Genomic DNA, 16,288 nt, shown 5'->3' on the forward strand with positions numbered 1-16,288 from the left:
GCGGTAGTTCAGTCGGTTAGAATACCGGCCTGTCACGCCGGGGGTCGCGGGTTCGAGTCCCGTCCGCTCCGCCACTAAATTGAAAGGCCTTCCCTCACGGGAAGGCCTTTTTGCTATCTGGCTTTTGCAAACGGGATGAGGAAACAAGAGACAACCGCCAGGGCTGCGACTTGCCACTGGCAACTTGGTCCCTGTCTGTTGTCCTTTGTGCTTGAGCCGGACTCTGTCCGTCTCCCCGTCCGCTCCGCCACTAAAAGAAGCCCAGTCGAAAGACTGGGTTTCTTTGGTTTGCTTCCCTCTGTATTACCTCTCCTCCCTCTTTTATATCCTGCTGATTTATCACGTCATGGGCGTTGTGCCTCAAGGCTTTCCATCAGGGATGGGGTTCGTCATACAATGCGCCTTTGGTGTCAGATGAGAGTCCCCCTATGTTTTGTCCGCGTTGTGGTTCCGGAACGCTGCAACAACGCAGCGAGAAAGAGTTTGCCTGTGGCTGTGGTTTTCACTATTTCCAGAATGTGGCGTCGGCCGTGATGGTGGCACTGTGCTGGCAGGACGAGCTGCTGGTCGCGGTACGGGCTCGGGATCCAGGCCGGGGCTTGCTGGATCTGCCGGGCGGCTTCGTCGATCCCGGTGAATCGCTGGAGGAAGCCTTGGTGAGGGAGCTCAAGGAGGAGCTGGGACTGGATCTGGCAGGTGAGACGCCGCGCTACCTGGGCTCCTATGCCAACGTCTATCCCTATGACGATGTGATCTATCACACCAGCGATACCGTGTTCTTGCTGGAGTTGGCGCACAAGCCTTTGGTGGTGGCGGCCGATGATGTGGCCGCCTGCGAGTGGCGCAAGCTGGCCAGCATTGCCCCCGCAGAGTTTGCCTTTCGTTCTACCGGCAATGCCATCGGTCAATTGCAGCGGCTACGGGGCTAACCGATAGCTGTGATGACAGGGCGGAGCAGTTAGCCCGGCAAATGGAGGGTGACGATCAGGCCACCCTCTTCGCCGTTTCTGGCGTCGACCCGCCCGCCCTGGGCCTGGATGGCCTTGCGGGTGATGGCAAGGCCCAGCCCATAGCCCTTGCCTGCGGCGGGGGAGCCGATCCGCACGAAGGGATCGAAGATGCTGGAGAGCTTGCTCTCATCCACCCCCATCCCCTGATCCGCCACCTCGATGACGAACTCGCTGCCCTGGTGCATCAGGGTCAGGTGGATGCACTGGCCCGCCTGCGAGAAGCGCAGGGCATTGCGCAGCACGTTGTCGAGGGCCCGGCGGATCAGCTCCGCCTGTCCGCAGACCGTGTACTCCCGGGTTTCATCCACCCAGGTTTTTATCTCGACCCCCATGTGCTGCGCCTCGTAGCGGGCATCGCTCACCACGGCGTCGACCAGCCCCTGCAGATCGTAATACTCCTCGCCGTCCCGCTCGCCATGGCCGGCACGGGTGAGGGTCAGCAGTTCGCCGATCATCTTGTCCATGCGATGGGTCTCGAGCTGGATCCGCTCGAGGGAACCCTCGATCCTGGCCGGATCCTGCTGGGCAAGACCGATGGCCAGTTGCAACCTGGCAAGGGGGGAGCGAAGCTCATGGGAGACGTCGTGCAGCAGCTGCTCGCGGCTCTCCACCAGCAGTTGCAGCCGTTCGGCCATGGCATCGAAGTCGCGGGCCGCATCGCTGATCTCGTCGTGGCGCCGCCGCATGGCGGGGTAGAGGCGCACTGCCAGATCTCCCTGGGCGAGGCGTGCGAACCCCTGTCGGAAGCGGTTCATGGGACGGGTCAGGTGCCAGGCGAGCAGGGCACTGAAGAAGAGGCCGCCAAGCCCGCCGATCCACCACATGGGGGGCGGCATGTTGAGCCAGTTGCGATGGGGCTGGGGCGGGGCCAGCAACTGCTGCAGGCCGGCGCCGTCATAGTCAAGCCGATAGCGCTGGCCATCGGCCCCCAGCAGGATGCGGCCGCCCAGCGTCGTGGCTGGCTCTGTTGTGATCGGTTCAAGCTGCAGCAGCCTTCGCTCTCGGGCCGGCCAGCTGGCCTGCAGGGCTGCGACTGCAGCCGGTCCCTGTCGCTGCAGCAGGCTGGCGGCCGCCTCCAGCTGGCGTTCGGCCAGCTGGTTGGCCATGCGCTGCTCCGGCGGCCCTTCGTGGCGATAGAGGCTGAACGCCACCCACAGCAGCTGGCTCATCATGATGATGGTGAACCAGAAGCCGAACAGGATCTTCCAGAACAGGCGCCCCTTGAGGATCATGCCAGCCGGTATCCTATGCTGCGCACCGTCTCGATGCCGATGGCGTCCCCCGCCAGGGCCTGCAGCTTCTGGCGGATGTTGCAGATGTGCACGTCGACGCTGCGATCATAGGGCTCGCGTGGGCGGCCCAGCCCATGCAGGGAGAGCTCATCCTTGCTGACCACCCGCTCCGGCGATCGCAGCAGCAGCTCCAGCAGGTTGAACTCGGTGGCGGTCAGCTCCAGCGGCTGCGTTTGCCAGTGGCACTGACGGGTGGCGGGGGAGAGCACCAGCTCGCCAAGGCGCAGGCCCTGCTCTTTGCCCGGATTGGCGGGGGCAGGCTCGACCCGGCGCAGCACGGCCCTCAGCCTGGCCACCAGTTCCCTCGGGTAGCAGGGTTTGGGCACATAGTCATCGGCCCCCATCTCGAGCCCGATCACCCGATCGATATTGTCCCCCTTGGCGGTGAGCATGATGACGGGGATCCGGCTGTCGCGGCGGATCTGGCGGAGCACCTCGCTGCCGTTCAAGTCGGGCAGCATGATGTCGAGCACCACGGCGGCATAGTTGCCGGAGAGGGCGTGCTGCACGCCGCTCTTGCCGGTCAGCACATGGGTGGTGGCAAAGCCTTCGCCGCCCAGGTATTCGCTCAGCATGGTGCCAAGCTCCAGATCATCGTCCACCAGCAGGATCTTCATCGCTCTTCTCCGTCTCGGGTTGGCGCCATTTTCCCGTGTCCGTCTCCGCCTGACAGCTGCTTTTACGCAATCCTTACACTGCCCTGCAAGAGGCTTAACCGGACATTGGAGTAGATTGCCCGGGTCTGTTTCATCCTCTGTTTTAGCCAAGGATATCCGCGATGACCCCTGTCCGTCTTCTCGTTGTTCGCCTGCTGCTGCCCGCCCTGCTGCTGTTCGGCGCCGGCTGGCTGTGGCTGCCTTCCACGGCGGCGCCGGCAGCCGCCTATATCACGGCTTCGGTCGAGCGGCGGGATCTGGAGCAGAGCGTGCTGGCCGACAGCACCCTGCAGGCCCAGAAGCTGGTGAGTGTGGGGGCCCAGGTATCGGGGCAGATCAAGGCGCTGCATGTGGCACTGGGGGACGAGGTGAAGCAGGGCGATCTGCTGGTCGAGATCGACGATCTCACCCAGCAGAACGCCCTCAAAGATGCCGAAGCCGCCCTCGACAACGTGCAGGCCCAGCTGGCCTCGCGCCGGGCAACTCTGCGCAACAACCAGCTGGTCTTCGAGCGTCAGCGCAAGGTGCTGGCTCGGGGATTGGGCAGTCAGGCCGACTACGACAGCGCGGAGGCGACCCTGACGGCCACCCGTGCCGACATCCGGGCGTTGACGGCGCAGGCGGTGCAGGCCCGCATCGCGGTCGATACCGCCAAAGTGAATCTGGGCTACACCCGCATCGTCTCCCCCATGGCGGGCACCATAGTGGCGATCCCGGTGGAGCAGGGGCAGACGGTCAACGCGGTGCAGAGTACCCCGACCATGGTCAAGGTGGCGCGGCTCGACACCATGACGGTGGAGGCGCAGATCTCGGAGGCGGACGTGATCAGGGTGAAGACAGGACTGCCCAGCTATTTCACCGTGCTGGGAGCGCCCGAGCGGCGCTACCAGGCCAGCCTGCGCGCCATCGAGCCCGCCCCCGACACCATCAACGACGACACGACCAGCAGCAGTTCGACCAGCACGGCCGTCTACTACAACGGCCTGTTCGAGGTGGAAAATCCGCAGCGGGCCCTGCGCATCGGCATGACGGCCCAGGTGCACATTGTGCTGGCGACCGAACGCAACGCCCTGGTGATCCCGGCCATCGCCCTGAGCGAGGGGCGGGTACAGGTGGTGGATGAGGGCGGTCGCCCGCAATGGCGGCAGGTGAAGGTCGGCCTCAACAACAAGGTGGATGCCCAGATCCTGGACGGGCTGGCGGAGGGGGAGGCCGTGGTGGTGAGCCAGTTGACGGCCCAGCACCAGCAGAGCGGGCGGATGGGTCCGCCCATGGGGATGTGATGATGAGAGAACCACTGCTGCAACTGAGCGGTATCCGCCGCCATTTTGGCGACGGGGAGCGGCGCGTCGAGGTGCTCAAGGGCATCGACCTGACCATAGCGCGGGGCGAGATGGTGGCCATCGTCGGCGCCTCCGGCTCCGGCAAGTCAACCCTGCTCAATATTCTGGGCTGCCTCGATCAGCCGAGCGAGGGTGACTACCGGGTGGCCGGACGGGAGACGAGCCGGCTGGCGGCCGATGCGCTGGCGACCCTGCGCCGCGAGCACTTCGGCTTCATCTTTCAGCGCTACCACCTGCTGGGGGATCTCAGTGCCCGCGACAACGTGGCGCTGCCCGCCCTTTATGCCGGGTTGGCCGGCGATGCGCGCAAGGCGCGGGCCGAGAGCCTGCTGCAGCGGCTCGGGCTCGGCAGCCGGCTCGACTACAAGCCGAGCCAGCTCTCCGGCGGCCAGCAGCAGCGGGTCAGCATTGCCCGCGCCCTCATCAACGGCGGTCAGGTGATCCTGGCGGACGAGCCGACCGGCGCCCTCGACAGCCAGAGCGGGGCCGAGGTGCTCGGCATATTGAATGGGCTGCACCGCGAGGGGCATACGCTGGTGATCGTGACCCACGACATGGCGATCGCCGAGCAGGCCGAGCGGATCATCGAGCTGAAAGATGGCGAGGTGGTGGCCGATCGTCGTCATGAGCCGGCACAGCCGCTTCCCGCGCACATTGGGTCCCGGGTCGGCGAAGGGGCGCGTGGCGGTCTGGCCGGGCGGCTCGGCGCCGCCTTCAAGATGGCGCTGCTGGCCATGCAGGCCCAGCGCATGCGCACCTTCCTCACCATGCTCGGCATCATCATCGGCATCGCCGCCGTGGTGTCTGTGGTGGCGCTCGGGCGCGGATCCCAGCAGCAGGTACTGGCCAATATCAATGCCATGGGCACCAGCACCCTGGAGATCTTCCCCGGCAGCGGCTTCGGCGATCGGCGGGCCGAGGCGGTCCAGACCCTCAGGGTGGAGGATGCCGACGCCCTCGCCGGACTTGGTTATGTGCACAGCGTGACCCCCAGCCTGGCCACCAGCGTCACCCTGCGCCGGGGCAGTCAGGCGGTACTGGGTTCGGTGAACGGGGTGGGGGAGCAGTTCTTCCAGGTGCGCGGCTATCGACTGCTGCAAGGCATGCTGTTCGATGCCACCAGCGTGGCCGCTCTGGCGCAGGAGGTGGTGATCGACGAGAACAGCCTGGCGCGCCTGTTTGCCGCGGGGGAGTCGCCGCTCGGTCAGGTGATCCTGCTGGGTAGCCTGCCGTGCCGGGTGATCGGGGTGGTGGCCCGCAACCAGAGCGGCTTTGGCAGCGACGAGAACCTCAATGTCTGGATCCCCCACACCACGGCCATGACGCGGATGCTGGGCCAGAGCCACCTGCGCAGCATCAGCGTGCGGGTGCAGGACGAGGTGGCGCTGGCCGCCGCCGAGGATGGCATCAGCCGCCTGCTGCGCGAGCGTCACGGCGCTCAGGATTTCTTCGTGCTCAACACCGACAGCATTCGTCAGGCGATCACCAGCACCAATGCCACCCTGACTCTCTTGATCGCCATGATTGCGCTCATCTCCCTGGTGGTGGGAGGCATCGGGGTGATGAACATCATGCTGGTGTCGGTGAGCGAGCGCACCCGCGAGATCGGCGTGCGGATGGCGGTGGGGGCCAGAACCGGCGACATACTGCAGCAGTTCTTGATCGAGGCTGTGCTGGTCTGCCTGTTGGGCGGGGCGGCCGGGGTGCTGCTCTCCCTGCTGGTCGGCGTCTTGTTCGAGCACTTCAGCAGCCAGTTTACCCTGAGCTATTCCCTGGACGCCGTGCTGATGGCTTTCTTCTGCTCGAGCCTCATCGGCGTGCTGTTCGGCTTCTTCCCGGCGCGGCGGGCGGCGCGGATGGACCCCATCCACGCCCTGGAGCGGGAGTAGGCACTCTCTTCGGCGCCCGCTGCGCCAACCCATTCGCCGGCGTTGCCGAGGGCTCATCCCGCCCCCGGCGGCGCGGCGAATTGGCCGGACGGCATCCCGTGTCAGTCCGGCAGCCTGAACCGTGTCATCGACGTGACACAGCCTGCTCTGCGCGGGTTTTCAACCGGGCCCCTGGCCCGGTTCTTTTTCCCATGCGAAAAAAAGGCGCCACCCGAGGGGGACGCCTGAAAGGTCAAACCTTGCGGTTTGCGGACCAACGGAACCAAGATTTCACACACATCACACTCTCAGCACTTCGCAGGTTCAGCCCTGCCACTTGCCTCCTTCCACTATCACGTCGTTCGGATCGGTATCGGCGCTTAAGTGTTCGCGCACATACTGGTCGTAGAGTTTCAGCAGGTACTTCTCTTCCCCCAGCTTGGCGAGACGGTCGTTGACCCAGTCACGCAGCTCGATATTGCCCTTCTTCACCGCCGGCGCTATGGGGTCTTCCGAGCCCAACTTCTCGGGCAACACCCGATAGCCCGGGTTCTCCTTGGCCCAGCTGAAGAGCACCAGGTTGTCCTGGGCATAGGCATCGCCACGGCCCTGGGCCAGCGCCTGCAGGGATTCGGTGTTCTTCTCGAACTTGAGCACCTTCCACTCCGGGTGGTTGCGGGTCAGCCAGATGTCGGCCGTGGTGCCCGTGGTGACGATCAGGGTCTTGTCCGCGAGATCGTTCAGCCCCTTGGCGGCGCTCTTCTCCGGCACCAGCACCTGCACCGCGACCTTGAGGTTGGGGTTGGTGAAGTCCACCACCTGCCGCCGCTCCGGGGTCACCGTCATGTTGGCGAGGATGAGATCCACCTTGTCGCTCTGCAGGAAGGGGATGCGACTGGCGGGCTCCACCGCCACGAACTCGACCTTGTTCTCGTCCCCCAGCAGATCCTTGGCGAAACGGCGACCGAGATCGGTATCAAAGCCGACGTAGTTGCCCTTCTCGTCCACATAGCCGAAGGGGGGCTTGTCGGTGAAGACGCCGACGATGAGTTTGTCCCGCGCCTTGATCTTGGCGAGGGAGCCGTCCGCCGCATGGGCGGCGCCGCTGGCGAGACCCAGTCCCAACAGGGCACTGAACAGAACCGAGGTGATCTTTTTCATGCTGACTCCTTTCGTTTGATGACATTTGTATAAGAAAACTTGGCGAGGAACTGGCGGGCACGCTGGCTGCGCGGGTGCTCGAAAAATTGATGGGGGGCGGCCTGCTCCAGAATGTGGCCGCCGTCCATGAAGACGATGCGATCCGCCACCGCCTGGGCGAAGGCCAGCTCGTGGGTGACGATGAGCAGGGTCATGCCACTGCCGGCGAGATCGCGGATCACCTCCAGCACCTCCTGCACCATCTCGGGATCCAGCGCAGCGGTCACCTCGTCAAACAGCATCACCTGCGGGTTCATGCACAGGGCCCGCACGATGGCGATGCGCTGCTGCTGGCCGCCGGAGAGCTGGCGCGGATAGTCGTGGCGCCGCTCCCACAGGCCGATGCGGGTCAGCAGCTGTTCCGCCTGCAGCAGGGCCTCCTGCCGCTCTCGTTTTTGCACTTGAAGGGGGCCGAGCAGCACGTTCTCCAGCACCGTCAGGTTGGGGAAGAGGTGATAGCTCTGGAACACCATGCCGATGCGTTGTCGCAGCCGCTGCCAGTCGGTATTGCCATCCAGCAACTCTCCGTCGAAGCGAATCTCGCCCCCCTGAATGGGTTCGAGCCCGTTGAGGGTGCGCAGCAATGTGCTCTTGCCGCAGCCGCTCGGCCCCAGGATGACGATCACTTCCCCGGCGTGCACAGTGAGGCTGACCTCATCCAGTACCCGGTGTTGGCCGAATTGTTTGCTGACAGCATTGAGCTCAAGCAGAGGTGTCATACCGCATTACCCCATTGTTGCTCCAGCCGGCGCGAGGCGAGCGAGAGCGGATAGCAGACCAGAAAAAAGAACAGGAACAGCAGACCGTAGATGAGCAGCGAGCCATAGGTGCGCTCGATGATCTGCTGGCCCACCTTGATCACCTCCACCACCCCGATCAGCACCGCCAGCGAGCTGGTCTTGATGATGCGGGTGTAGATGTTGATGGTCGGCGGCGTCAGCCGTTGCAGTGCCTGAGGCAGCAGCACGTGGCGATAGAGCTGCCAGCGGGAGAGCCCGAGCGCCAGGCCGGCCTCCTGCTGACCACGGGCGAGGGAGTTGAGGCCGCCGCGCACCACCTCTCCCACCTCGCTGGCGCCCCACAGGGCCAGCACCAGCACGGCGCACCAGAAGGCCGGGATATCCAGGCCAAAGAAGATCGGCAGCCCGAAGAAGAAGAGGTAGAGCCAGACCAGCACGGGCACCACCCGAAACAGCTCCAGATAGACTCGCAACACTACCCGCGTCAGCCTTCCCCCTTGCTGGGCCAGCACGCCGTAACCGACCCCGCCCAGGGTGGCTAACAGGATGGCCAGCAGCGAGATGGCGAGGGTCTGACCCGCGCCCACCGCCAGCAGTGGCAGCGCCTGCGTCAACTGTTCAGTGACCGGACTGGCCATAGCGATCCCTCCTTTCTTGTGCATGGATGGTGAATGACGGTGGTAGAGGGCAGATAAGTGCCCACATCAGGATCCTCGTCCGCATCCGCGATTCAGTGACCGAACTGACCATATTGATCCCTCCTTTCCTGCGCCTCGGTGACGAGTGACGGTGGCAGCAGGAAGGTAAGTGCCCACATCGGGATCCTCGCCTGCATCAGCGATTCAGTGACCGAACTGACCATGTTGCAGCCTCCTTTCAACGACGCGCAGGGCGAGCGACAGCGGCAGAAAGATCAGCACGCACATCAAGGTCAGTACCGCCAGCATCTCGTAGGTCTTGTAGTAGAGGGCGATGTAGTTCTTGGTGGTGTAGAGCAGTTCCGGCACCGCCACCGCCGAGGCCACCGTGGTCTCTTTCAAGAGGAAGATGAAATTGGCAAACAGCGCCGGCAGGCTGGCGAGCCAGGCCTGGGGCAGCTGCACGTGGCGTAGCAGTTGCCAGCGGGAGAGGCCGATGGCCCGCCCCGCCTCCAGTTGGCTGGGGGGGATTGCCTGAACGCCTGCCCGCAGCGCCTCGGTCAGGTAGCCGCCGCCGAGGAAGGTCATGGCGATCACCGCCGTGGCAAAGCCCGACAACGACAGACCGAGCGCCGGCAGCCCGAAGTAGAGAAAGAACAGCTGGATCAAGAGCGGCGTGTTGCGGGCCAGCTCCACATAGGCGCGGATCACCCTGTTCAGCCAGGGCCGATGCAGGCTTTGCAGCGTCACATTGAGCAGCGCCACGGCGAGCGAGGTGAGGATCACGATGGCGCCGAGCTGCAAGGTGACCCAGACCGATTGGCCGAACGCCGGCAGGGTGGTGAGGACAAAAGACCAGTCGAAGCTCATGCCGGGATCCTCCCGTCGCGGCGCAGCCGCTGGGGCACGACCGTGATGGCGTCCGGGTACTTGATGCCGGCACCAGTGTTGAGTACCACCACCCGCTCGCCCCCCTGGATCCAGCCCGCTTCCCGCAGCTGGCGGGCGGCGGCGAAGGCGGCCGCCCCTTCCGGGCAGACGAAGCAGCCCTCCTGGGAGGCGAGTTGACGCAGCTCGCGCTGGATGGCGCCATCTTCCACCGCGACGGCGCAGCCCTCGGTGCGATAGAGGGCGTCCAGCACCAGAAAATCCCCCAGCGCCTTGGGCACGTTGATGCCGAACGCCAAGGTCTGGGAGTCGGGCCAGAAGCGCGATTCGCGCTCCCCCTGCTGCCAGGCCTGGACGATGGGGGCGCAGCCGCTCGCCTGCACCGCCACCAGGCGCGGCAGCGGCCCCTGCACCCAGCCCAGCTCCTGCAGTTCCCGCAGCGCCTTGTAGATGCCGATGAGACCGACGCCGCCGCCGGTGGGGTAGAGGATCACGTCCGGCAGGGTCCAGCCGAGCTGCTCGGCGATTTCAAACCCCATGGTCTTCTTGCCCTCGATGCGATAGGGCTCCTTGAGGGTGGAGGCATCGAACAGCCCCTGCTCGGCCACCGCCTCGGCCACTTGGCGACCGGCGTCGCTGATGAGGCCGTCCACCAGATAGAGGCGGGCACCGGCCAGGGCGCTCTCCAGTCTTGTGATGGCGGGGGCCGCCTGCGGCTGGACTATGGTGCTGAGCAAGCCGGCGCGGGCGCCGTAAAGTGCCCAGGCCGCACCGGCGTTGCCGTTGGTGGGCATGGCGAAGTGGGTGACGCCGAGTTCACGGGCGCGGGAGACGCCGACCGCGGCGCCGCGGGCCTTGAAAGAGCCGGTGGGGGTGAGGCTCTCATCCTTCATCCAGAGATCCGGAATGCCGACCTGCTTGCCGAGGCGCGGCAGCGGCAACAGCGGGGTGAAGCCTTCCCCCAGGGTGACCACCTGGGCGGGGTCGCGCACCGGCAGCAGCTCGTGGTAGCGCCACAGGCTGGCGGGGCGACCCAGCAGGGCGGCCGGATGCCAGGCCTGCTTCAGGGCCTCGAGGTCGTAGCTGGCCAGCAAGGGGGCGCCGACCGGGCTCAGCTGCTGGGGCTGATCGGCATCCACAACCTCGCCGGTCTTGCTGCAACGCAGATGTGATAGGTAGCTGTACGGCATGCTTTATCCTGAATGAGTCGAGATGGTCAGTCGCTTATTCCATCCTGTGACCCAAGTGCCGGATAACAAACAAAATAAACTGGCAAACCTAAGCGAAAAAATTCATATGACTCCGATTTATCCGGGTTGTGGCGGTTTCCCGCTCATGTTGCCTGGTCACCCGCTGGGGGGTTGGGCCATCCGGCACTCTTTGCTAACCTGCCCGCTTCACCGAAATTGCAGGGAGCCGCATCGATGCGAGCGATTGTCAGCCTGCTGGCCCTGTCACTGCTCTGTGCGTGCAGCGGCCAGCCAACCAGAGAGGATGCCATGTCAGGGAAAGCGCGCCTTCACTACCCCGTCACCCGCCAGGGTGAGCAGGTGGATCACTACTTCGGTCAGGCCGTGGCCGACCCCTATCGCTGGCTGGAGGATGACCGCAGCCCCGAGACCGAAGCCTGGGTCAAGGCCCAGAATGCAGTGACCCAGGGTTATCTGGCACAGATCCCGTATCGCGCCGCTATCAAGGAGAAGCTGGCCGCTTCCTGGAACTACGCCAAGGAGGGGGCGCCGTTTCGCGAGGGGCGCTACCACTACTTCTTCAAGAACGACGGACTGCAGAACCAGAACGTGCTGTGGCGCCAGCAGGAGGGCAAGCCGGCCGAGGTGTTCCTCGATCCCAATACCCTCAGCCCCGACGGCACCACGGCACTGGATCAGCTGAGCTTCTCCCGCGATGGCCGCATCCTGGCCTACTCGCTGTCGCTGGCGGGTAGCGACTGGCGCGAGATCCACCTGATGGACGTACAGAGCAAGCAGCCGCTAGAGGCGCCCCTCAAGGATGTGAAGTTCAGCGGCATCAGCTGGCTTGGCAACGAGGGCTTCTTCTACTCGAGCTACGACAAGCCCGACGGCAGCGAGCTGTCGGCCAGGACCGATCAGCACAAGGTCTATTTCCACCGGCTCGGCACGGCGCAGCAGGATGACCGGCTGGTGTTCGGCGCCATCCCGGCCCAGCACCACCGCTACGTGGGGGCGACCGTCACCGAGGATGACCGCTTCCTGCTCATCTCGGCGGCGAACTCCACCTCCGGCAACCGCCTCTATGTGAAGGATCTGAGCCAGGAGAACGCGCCGCTGTTGACGGTGCAGGGGGATCTGGACGCGGATGTGAGCCTGGTGGACAACAAGGGCAGCACCCTTTACCTGCTGACCAACAGGGACGCCCCCAACCGCCGGCTGGTGACGGTTGATGCCGCCAACCCGGGGCCGGCCCACTGGCGCGACCTTATCCCCGAGCGTCAGCAGGTGCTGACGGTGCACAGCGGCAGCGGCTATCTGTTTGCCGAGTACATGGTGGATGCCACCGCCCGGGTCGAGCAGTTCGACTACGAGGGCAAGCGGGTGCGCGAGGTGGCGCTGCCCGGCCTTGGCAGCGTCAGCGGCTTCAACGGCAAGCACGATGATCCTGCCCTCTACTTCGGTTTCGAGAACTATGCCCAGCCGCCCACACTCTACCGGTTCGAGCCCAAGAGCGGCGCCATCAGCCTCTATCGCGCCTCGGCGGCGCCGTTCAAGCCAGAGGATTACGTCTCCGAGCAGCGCTTCTACCAGAGCAAGGACGGCACCCGGGTGCCGCTCATCATCAGCTACCGCAAGGGGCTGAAACTCGATGGCAGCAACCCGACCATCCTCTACGGCTATGGCGGCTTCGACGTGAGCCTGACTCCGAGCTTCAGCGTGTCGGTGGCCAACTGGCTGGATCTGGGGGGCGTCTATGCGGTGGCCAACCTGCGCGGGGGCGGTGAGTACGGCCAGGCCTGGCACCTGGCGGGCACCCAGCAGAACAAACAGAACGTGTTCGACGACTTCATCGCGGCGGCCGAGTACCTCAAGGCCGAGGGCTACACCCGCACCGACCGGCTGGCGATCCGCGGTGGCTCCAACGGCGGTCTGCTGGTGGGGGCCGTGATGACCCAGCGGCCGGATCTGATGCGGGTCGCCCTGCCGGCGGTGGGGGTGCTCGACATGCTGCGCTACCACACCTTCACCGCCGGGGCGGGCTGGGCCTATGACTACGGCACCAGCGCCGACAGCGAGGCCATGTTCGACTACCTGAAGGGCTACTCGCCGCTGCACAACGTCCGACCCGGGGTCAGCTACCCCTCGACTATGGTGACCACGGCGGACCACGACGATCGGGTGGTGCCGGCTCACTCCTTCAAGTTTGCCGCCACCCTGCAGGCCGACGATGCCGGCCCCCATCCCCAGCTCATCCGCATCGAGACCAATGCCGGGCACGGGGCGGGTACGCCGGTGGCCAAGCTGATTGAGCAGAGTGCGGACATCTATGCCTTCACCCTGTACGAGATGGGCTACCGGGAGCTGCCGCGTCAACCTTGATCCGGGCGAGAGGGGCGTCAGCCATCCACCATCCACTATCATCAGGGCCCTGCGGGGCCCTTTTCATTGCCGCGCGTTTGAACGCCGACCTGCGACCATCCCTGTCTCGCCGCTGGCCTGTTTTGGCAGACGGGCCCCATCTGTTATCCCCCCGGTGGTATAGTCAGTCACAAGATCCGCATTCAAGGAGTCCATCGTGAAGAAGATCATCTACATCCTGCTGGGGTTGGCGCTGGCGGCCGTGGTGGCCATCACCGCCCTGATGTCCCTCATCGACCCCAATCAGTTCAAGCCTCAGCTGGTGGAGCAGGTGCGCAAGAGTACCGGCCGCGAGCTGGTGATGGAGGGGGCGATCGGCTGGCGCTTCTGGCCAAGCCTCGGCCTCTCTCTCGAGAAGGTGGCGCTGCGCAACCCCGCCGGTTTCGCCGAGCCCGACCTCGTGCGCTTCGAGCGCGGGGAGGCCTCGGTGGGCCTGCTGCCGCTGCTCTCCCACCGGCTTGAGATAGGCAAGGTGACCCTGAGCGGCGCCCACCTGTTTATCCAGACCAAGGCTGACGGCAGCTCCAACCTGAGCGATCTCATCAAGACGACCAAACAGGGGGCGGATGCCTCGCCGACGGGCGAGAGTCAGCCGGCTGCCCCGGCCGCCAGTGACAAGCAGCCCTGGCAGATCAGCCTGCAAGGGGTGGAGCTGCAACAGGCCAGCGCCCTGCTGCAGGATGATCGCAACGGCACAGTCTCCCGCCTCGAACAGCTGGATCTGAACCTGGGCCAGCTGGTGGTGGATCAGTGGGTGCCGGTGACCCTGGCCGCCAAGGGGGCCCAGGGGGAGCTGGCATTTGATCTCAAGGGGCAGGCCCAGCTCAAGCTGGCCCAGGATGAGAGCCGCAGCGAGCTCAAGGATCTCAGCCTGGAGGGGAGCCTGAAGGATCCGGTGCAGCGGCTCGACGCCTTCTCCCTCAAGGCCGACCGGCTGGCGCTGGGGGAGTGGAGCAGCCTCACGCTCAACTTGCAGGGCGCCCAGGGAACGGCGGACAAGCCGACCCTGGCCGGCACCCTGGAGGGTACTCTCAAGGCGCGCCTCGACGAGAACCGGCAACTGCTGGAGGTGTCGGATGCCGTGCTGGCCGCCAAGCTCAGTGGTGACGCCCTGCCACGTCCGCAACTGCAGGTGAAGCTGGCGGGCTTTGCCCGTGCCGAGCTCGACAAGCAGAACGTGATCCTGACCAACCTGGTGATGGGGGTGGATGACGCCCTGCTGAGCGGCAACGGCAGCGTGCAGCTGGGCGCCGTGCCCAGGGTGGAATTCGACCTCAAGGGGGAGAAGCTCGACCTTGACGGCTGGCTCGGTCAGCCGGCCAAGACTGCACCCGCCGCGGCCAGTTCGGGCGCTGCAGCCCCGGCCGGGACGACGGCGCAGGCTGCCGCACCCGCCGCCAAGGCGCTCTCCACGGCCGAACCGGATCTGACCGCCCTCAAGTCGGTTGATCTGGCCGGCCGGTTGCAGCTGGGCAGTGTGCGACTGAAAGGGCTGGATCTGAACGCCGTCGACCTGCAGCTCGCCCTGGCCGGTGGCCAGCTCACCCTCAAGCAGTTCAGCGCCGGCGTGGCCGGTGGCAAGGTGACCGCCAGCGGCGTGCTCGATGCGCGGCAAAAGCCGGCTCGCTATCAGGCCCACAAGCGGGTACAGGGGGTCGATGTGCGGCCGCTGCTGCAGACCCTGGCCCAGACCGATCTGCTGGAGGGCAAGGGGGATCTCGAGGTCGAAGTGCAGGGAGCCGGCCTCTCCGAACTGGCGCTGCGCAGCCGGATGCAGGGCAAGGTGAACCTCAAGTTGAGCGATGGCGCCCTGCACGGCATCAACCTGGCGGAGATGATCCGCGAGGCGCGGGCCACCCTGACCGGCAAGGGGGCGGATCAGGTGAAGGAGGCGCGCAAGACCGACTTCAGCGCCCTCACCGCCAGCTTCCGGATTGCCGACGGGGTCGCCCAGAGCGACGACATCCAGCTGTTCGCCCCCGCTCTGCGGGTGAAGGGGCAGGGCCAGACCGCTCTGGTGCCGGAGACCCTCGATTTCCTGTTCCTCACCTCCGTGGTGGAGAGCAGCAAGGGGCAGGGGGGCAAGACGGTGGATGAGCTCAAGGACATCACCATACCTGTGCGTATCGGCGGCCACTGGCAGGCGCCGAGCTACCGGCTCGATGTGAAGGCACTGCTCAGCAACAACAAGCTGCTGGAGGAGAAGGCCCGCAAGGAGGCCGAGCGCGGTCTCAAGAAGCTGCTGGGTGACAAGGCCGACAACGAAGGGGTGAAGGGGGTGGCCGATCAGCTGCTCAAGGGCCTGTTCAAATAGCCTAGCCCTGTTGTTTTATCGCCATGCAGAGCCTGCCCCGTGCGGGCTCTGTGCGTTTTGGCCGGGAGGCGGGGACGCGCCGGTAGTGAAAGAGAGGGGTGTTTGGGCCGGATAAAGATGGTATCACTGTGGTTTTACCAAGGAGCAGATGAATGAGTCGAAGTGAAATCGCAAGAGAGATATCCCATCCGGACTGGCCACTGGTCTGGCAGATCTACGGCAGCAGCTTTCCCCGCTATGAACAGCGCCAGCCGCAGCATCAGCAACGCAAGATGGGAGACTCCCGCTTTCACTGTCAGCTCTTTTATCAGGGCGAGCAGCTGCTCGGCTTTATCTTCTGGTGGGACTGCGGTGAGCAGATCTACATCGAGCATCTGGCCATCAACCCCGCCCTGCGCGGCCAGAACCACGGCTCACGCCTGCTTGCCGCCTTCTGCGAGACGGCGGGGCGGCCCGTCATCCTGGAGATAGATCCGCCAGAGGACGAGGTTTCCCTTCGACGGCTGCGCTTCTATCAGGGGCTGGGTTTTTGTCTGAGCGATCATGACCACGTGCACCCGCCCTATCAGCCAGATTGCGAGGGACATGCGCTGCGGGTGCTGAGCTATCCGGCCCCGCTCGACAAGGAGGATTATCTGCGTTTCAACAAGGTGCTGGTGGAGACGGTGATGGATCACGGCCCGGCCTGAATCAGTGACAGGCACTCTATAGTGAAGTGAAGTGAAGTG

14 protein-coding genes are annotated in these 16,288 nt (G+C 65.1%); 6 read left to right on the plus strand and 8 right to left on the minus strand.

Annotated elements, in window-relative coordinates; translation table 11 throughout:
* Positions 1 to 428 precede the first annotated feature (428 nt).
* A complete protein-coding gene (locus PG897_RS17005) occupies positions 429 to 929 on the plus strand; it encodes an NUDIX hydrolase (protein ID WP_201885365.1) in 501 nt (166 codons plus the stop codon).
* Between the two features lie 29 nt (positions 930 to 958).
* On the opposite strand, the gene PG897_RS17010 is transcribed toward PG897_RS17005, so the two are convergent.
* Together PG897_RS17010 and PG897_RS17015 are read right to left on the minus strand one after the other, a co-directional pair.
* Positions 959 to 2,242 (minus strand): HAMP domain-containing sensor histidine kinase, encoded by a 1,284-nt coding sequence (locus PG897_RS17010; protein ID WP_201881442.1) that lies wholly within the window; start codon positions 2,240 to 2,242, stop codon positions 959 to 961.
* Positions 2,239 to 2,919 (minus strand): response regulator transcription factor, encoded by a 681-nt coding sequence (locus PG897_RS17015; RefSeq protein ID WP_042008917.1) that lies wholly within the window; start codon positions 2,917 to 2,919, stop codon positions 2,239 to 2,241. Before PG897_RS17015 ends, PG897_RS17010 begins: the two co-directional genes overlap by 4 nt.
* A gap of 161 nt (positions 2,920 to 3,080) precedes the next feature.
* Here PG897_RS17015 and PG897_RS17020 point away from each other — a divergent pair, with 161 nt between their 5' ends.
* Positions 3,081 to 4,241, plus strand: coding sequence for an efflux RND transporter periplasmic adaptor subunit (locus PG897_RS17020; RefSeq protein WP_270829206.1), 1,161 nt, complete (start codon positions 3,081 to 3,083; stop codon positions 4,239 to 4,241).
* Positions 4,242 to 4,243: 2 nt separating this feature from the next.
* Positions 4,244 to 6,190, plus strand: coding sequence for a MacB family efflux pump subunit (locus PG897_RS17025; RefSeq protein WP_367273689.1), 1,947 nt, complete (start codon positions 4,244 to 4,246; stop codon positions 6,188 to 6,190).
* Positions 6,191 to 6,493: 303 nt separating this feature from the next.
* On the opposite strand, the gene PG897_RS17030 is transcribed toward PG897_RS17025, so the two are convergent.
* From PG897_RS17030 to PG897_RS17055, 6 genes are all read right to left on the minus strand, one after another.
* A complete protein-coding gene (locus tag PG897_RS17030) occupies positions 6,494 to 7,330 on the minus strand; it encodes a transporter substrate-binding domain-containing protein (protein ID WP_139398077.1) in 837 nt (278 codons plus the stop codon).
* Positions 7,327 to 8,088 carry an amino acid ABC transporter ATP-binding protein gene (locus PG897_RS17035; RefSeq protein WP_216988684.1) on the minus strand — a complete coding sequence of 254 codons (762 nt, stop codon included), beginning with the start codon at positions 8,086 to 8,088 and terminating at the stop codon, positions 7,327 to 7,329. The genes PG897_RS17030 and PG897_RS17035 overlap by 4 nt, the downstream gene beginning before the upstream one ends.
* The gene (locus PG897_RS17040; RefSeq protein ID WP_043170473.1) at positions 8,085 to 8,747 is read right to left on the minus strand and encodes an amino acid ABC transporter permease; all 663 of its coding nucleotides are present in this window, start codon (positions 8,745 to 8,747) and stop codon (positions 8,085 to 8,087) included. The genes PG897_RS17035 and PG897_RS17040 overlap by 4 nt, the downstream gene beginning before the upstream one ends.
* A gap of 92 nt (positions 8,748 to 8,839) precedes the next feature.
* A complete protein-coding gene (locus tag PG897_RS17045) occupies positions 8,840 to 8,971 on the minus strand; it encodes a hypothetical protein (RefSeq protein WP_265342733.1) in 132 nt (43 codons plus the stop codon).
* Positions 8,952 to 9,617: an amino acid ABC transporter permease gene (locus tag PG897_RS17050; protein WP_201881436.1), complete on the minus strand. Its 666-nt coding sequence runs from the start codon at positions 9,615 to 9,617 to the stop codon at positions 8,952 to 8,954. The genes PG897_RS17045 and PG897_RS17050 overlap by 20 nt, the downstream gene beginning before the upstream one ends.
* Positions 9,614 to 10,825, minus strand: coding sequence for a threonine synthase (locus tag PG897_RS17055; RefSeq protein ID WP_201881434.1), 1,212 nt, complete (start codon positions 10,823 to 10,825; stop codon positions 9,614 to 9,616). The genes PG897_RS17050 and PG897_RS17055 overlap by 4 nt, the downstream gene beginning before the upstream one ends.
* Positions 10,826 to 11,059: 234 nt before the next feature.
* Between PG897_RS17055 and PG897_RS17060 the strand changes: the two genes are divergently transcribed.
* The 3 genes from PG897_RS17060 to PG897_RS17070 all read left to right on the plus strand — a co-directional run bounded on the left by PG897_RS17060 (position 11,060) and on the right by PG897_RS17070 (position 16,249).
* Positions 11,060 to 13,207, plus strand: coding sequence for a prolyl oligopeptidase family serine peptidase (locus PG897_RS17060; RefSeq protein ID WP_201881432.1), 2,148 nt, complete (start codon positions 11,060 to 11,062; stop codon positions 13,205 to 13,207).
* 196 nt (positions 13,208 to 13,403) lie between these two features.
* Entirely contained in the window at positions 13,404 to 15,560 is a 2,157-nt protein-coding gene (locus PG897_RS17065; protein ID WP_201881431.1) for an AsmA family protein, read from the plus strand.
* A 152-nt stretch (positions 15,561 to 15,712) separates the two neighbouring features.
* Complete coding sequence (locus tag PG897_RS17070) at positions 15,713 to 16,249, plus strand: GNAT family N-acetyltransferase (RefSeq protein WP_201881422.1); 537 nt, start codon at positions 15,713 to 15,715, stop codon at positions 16,247 to 16,249.
* Positions 16,250 to 16,288 lie beyond the last annotated feature (39 nt).

Source organism: Aeromonas sp. QDB20 (genome assembly GCF_027707805.1).
Lineage (GTDB): Bacteria > Pseudomonadota > Gammaproteobacteria > Enterobacterales > Aeromonadaceae > Aeromonas > Aeromonas dhakensis.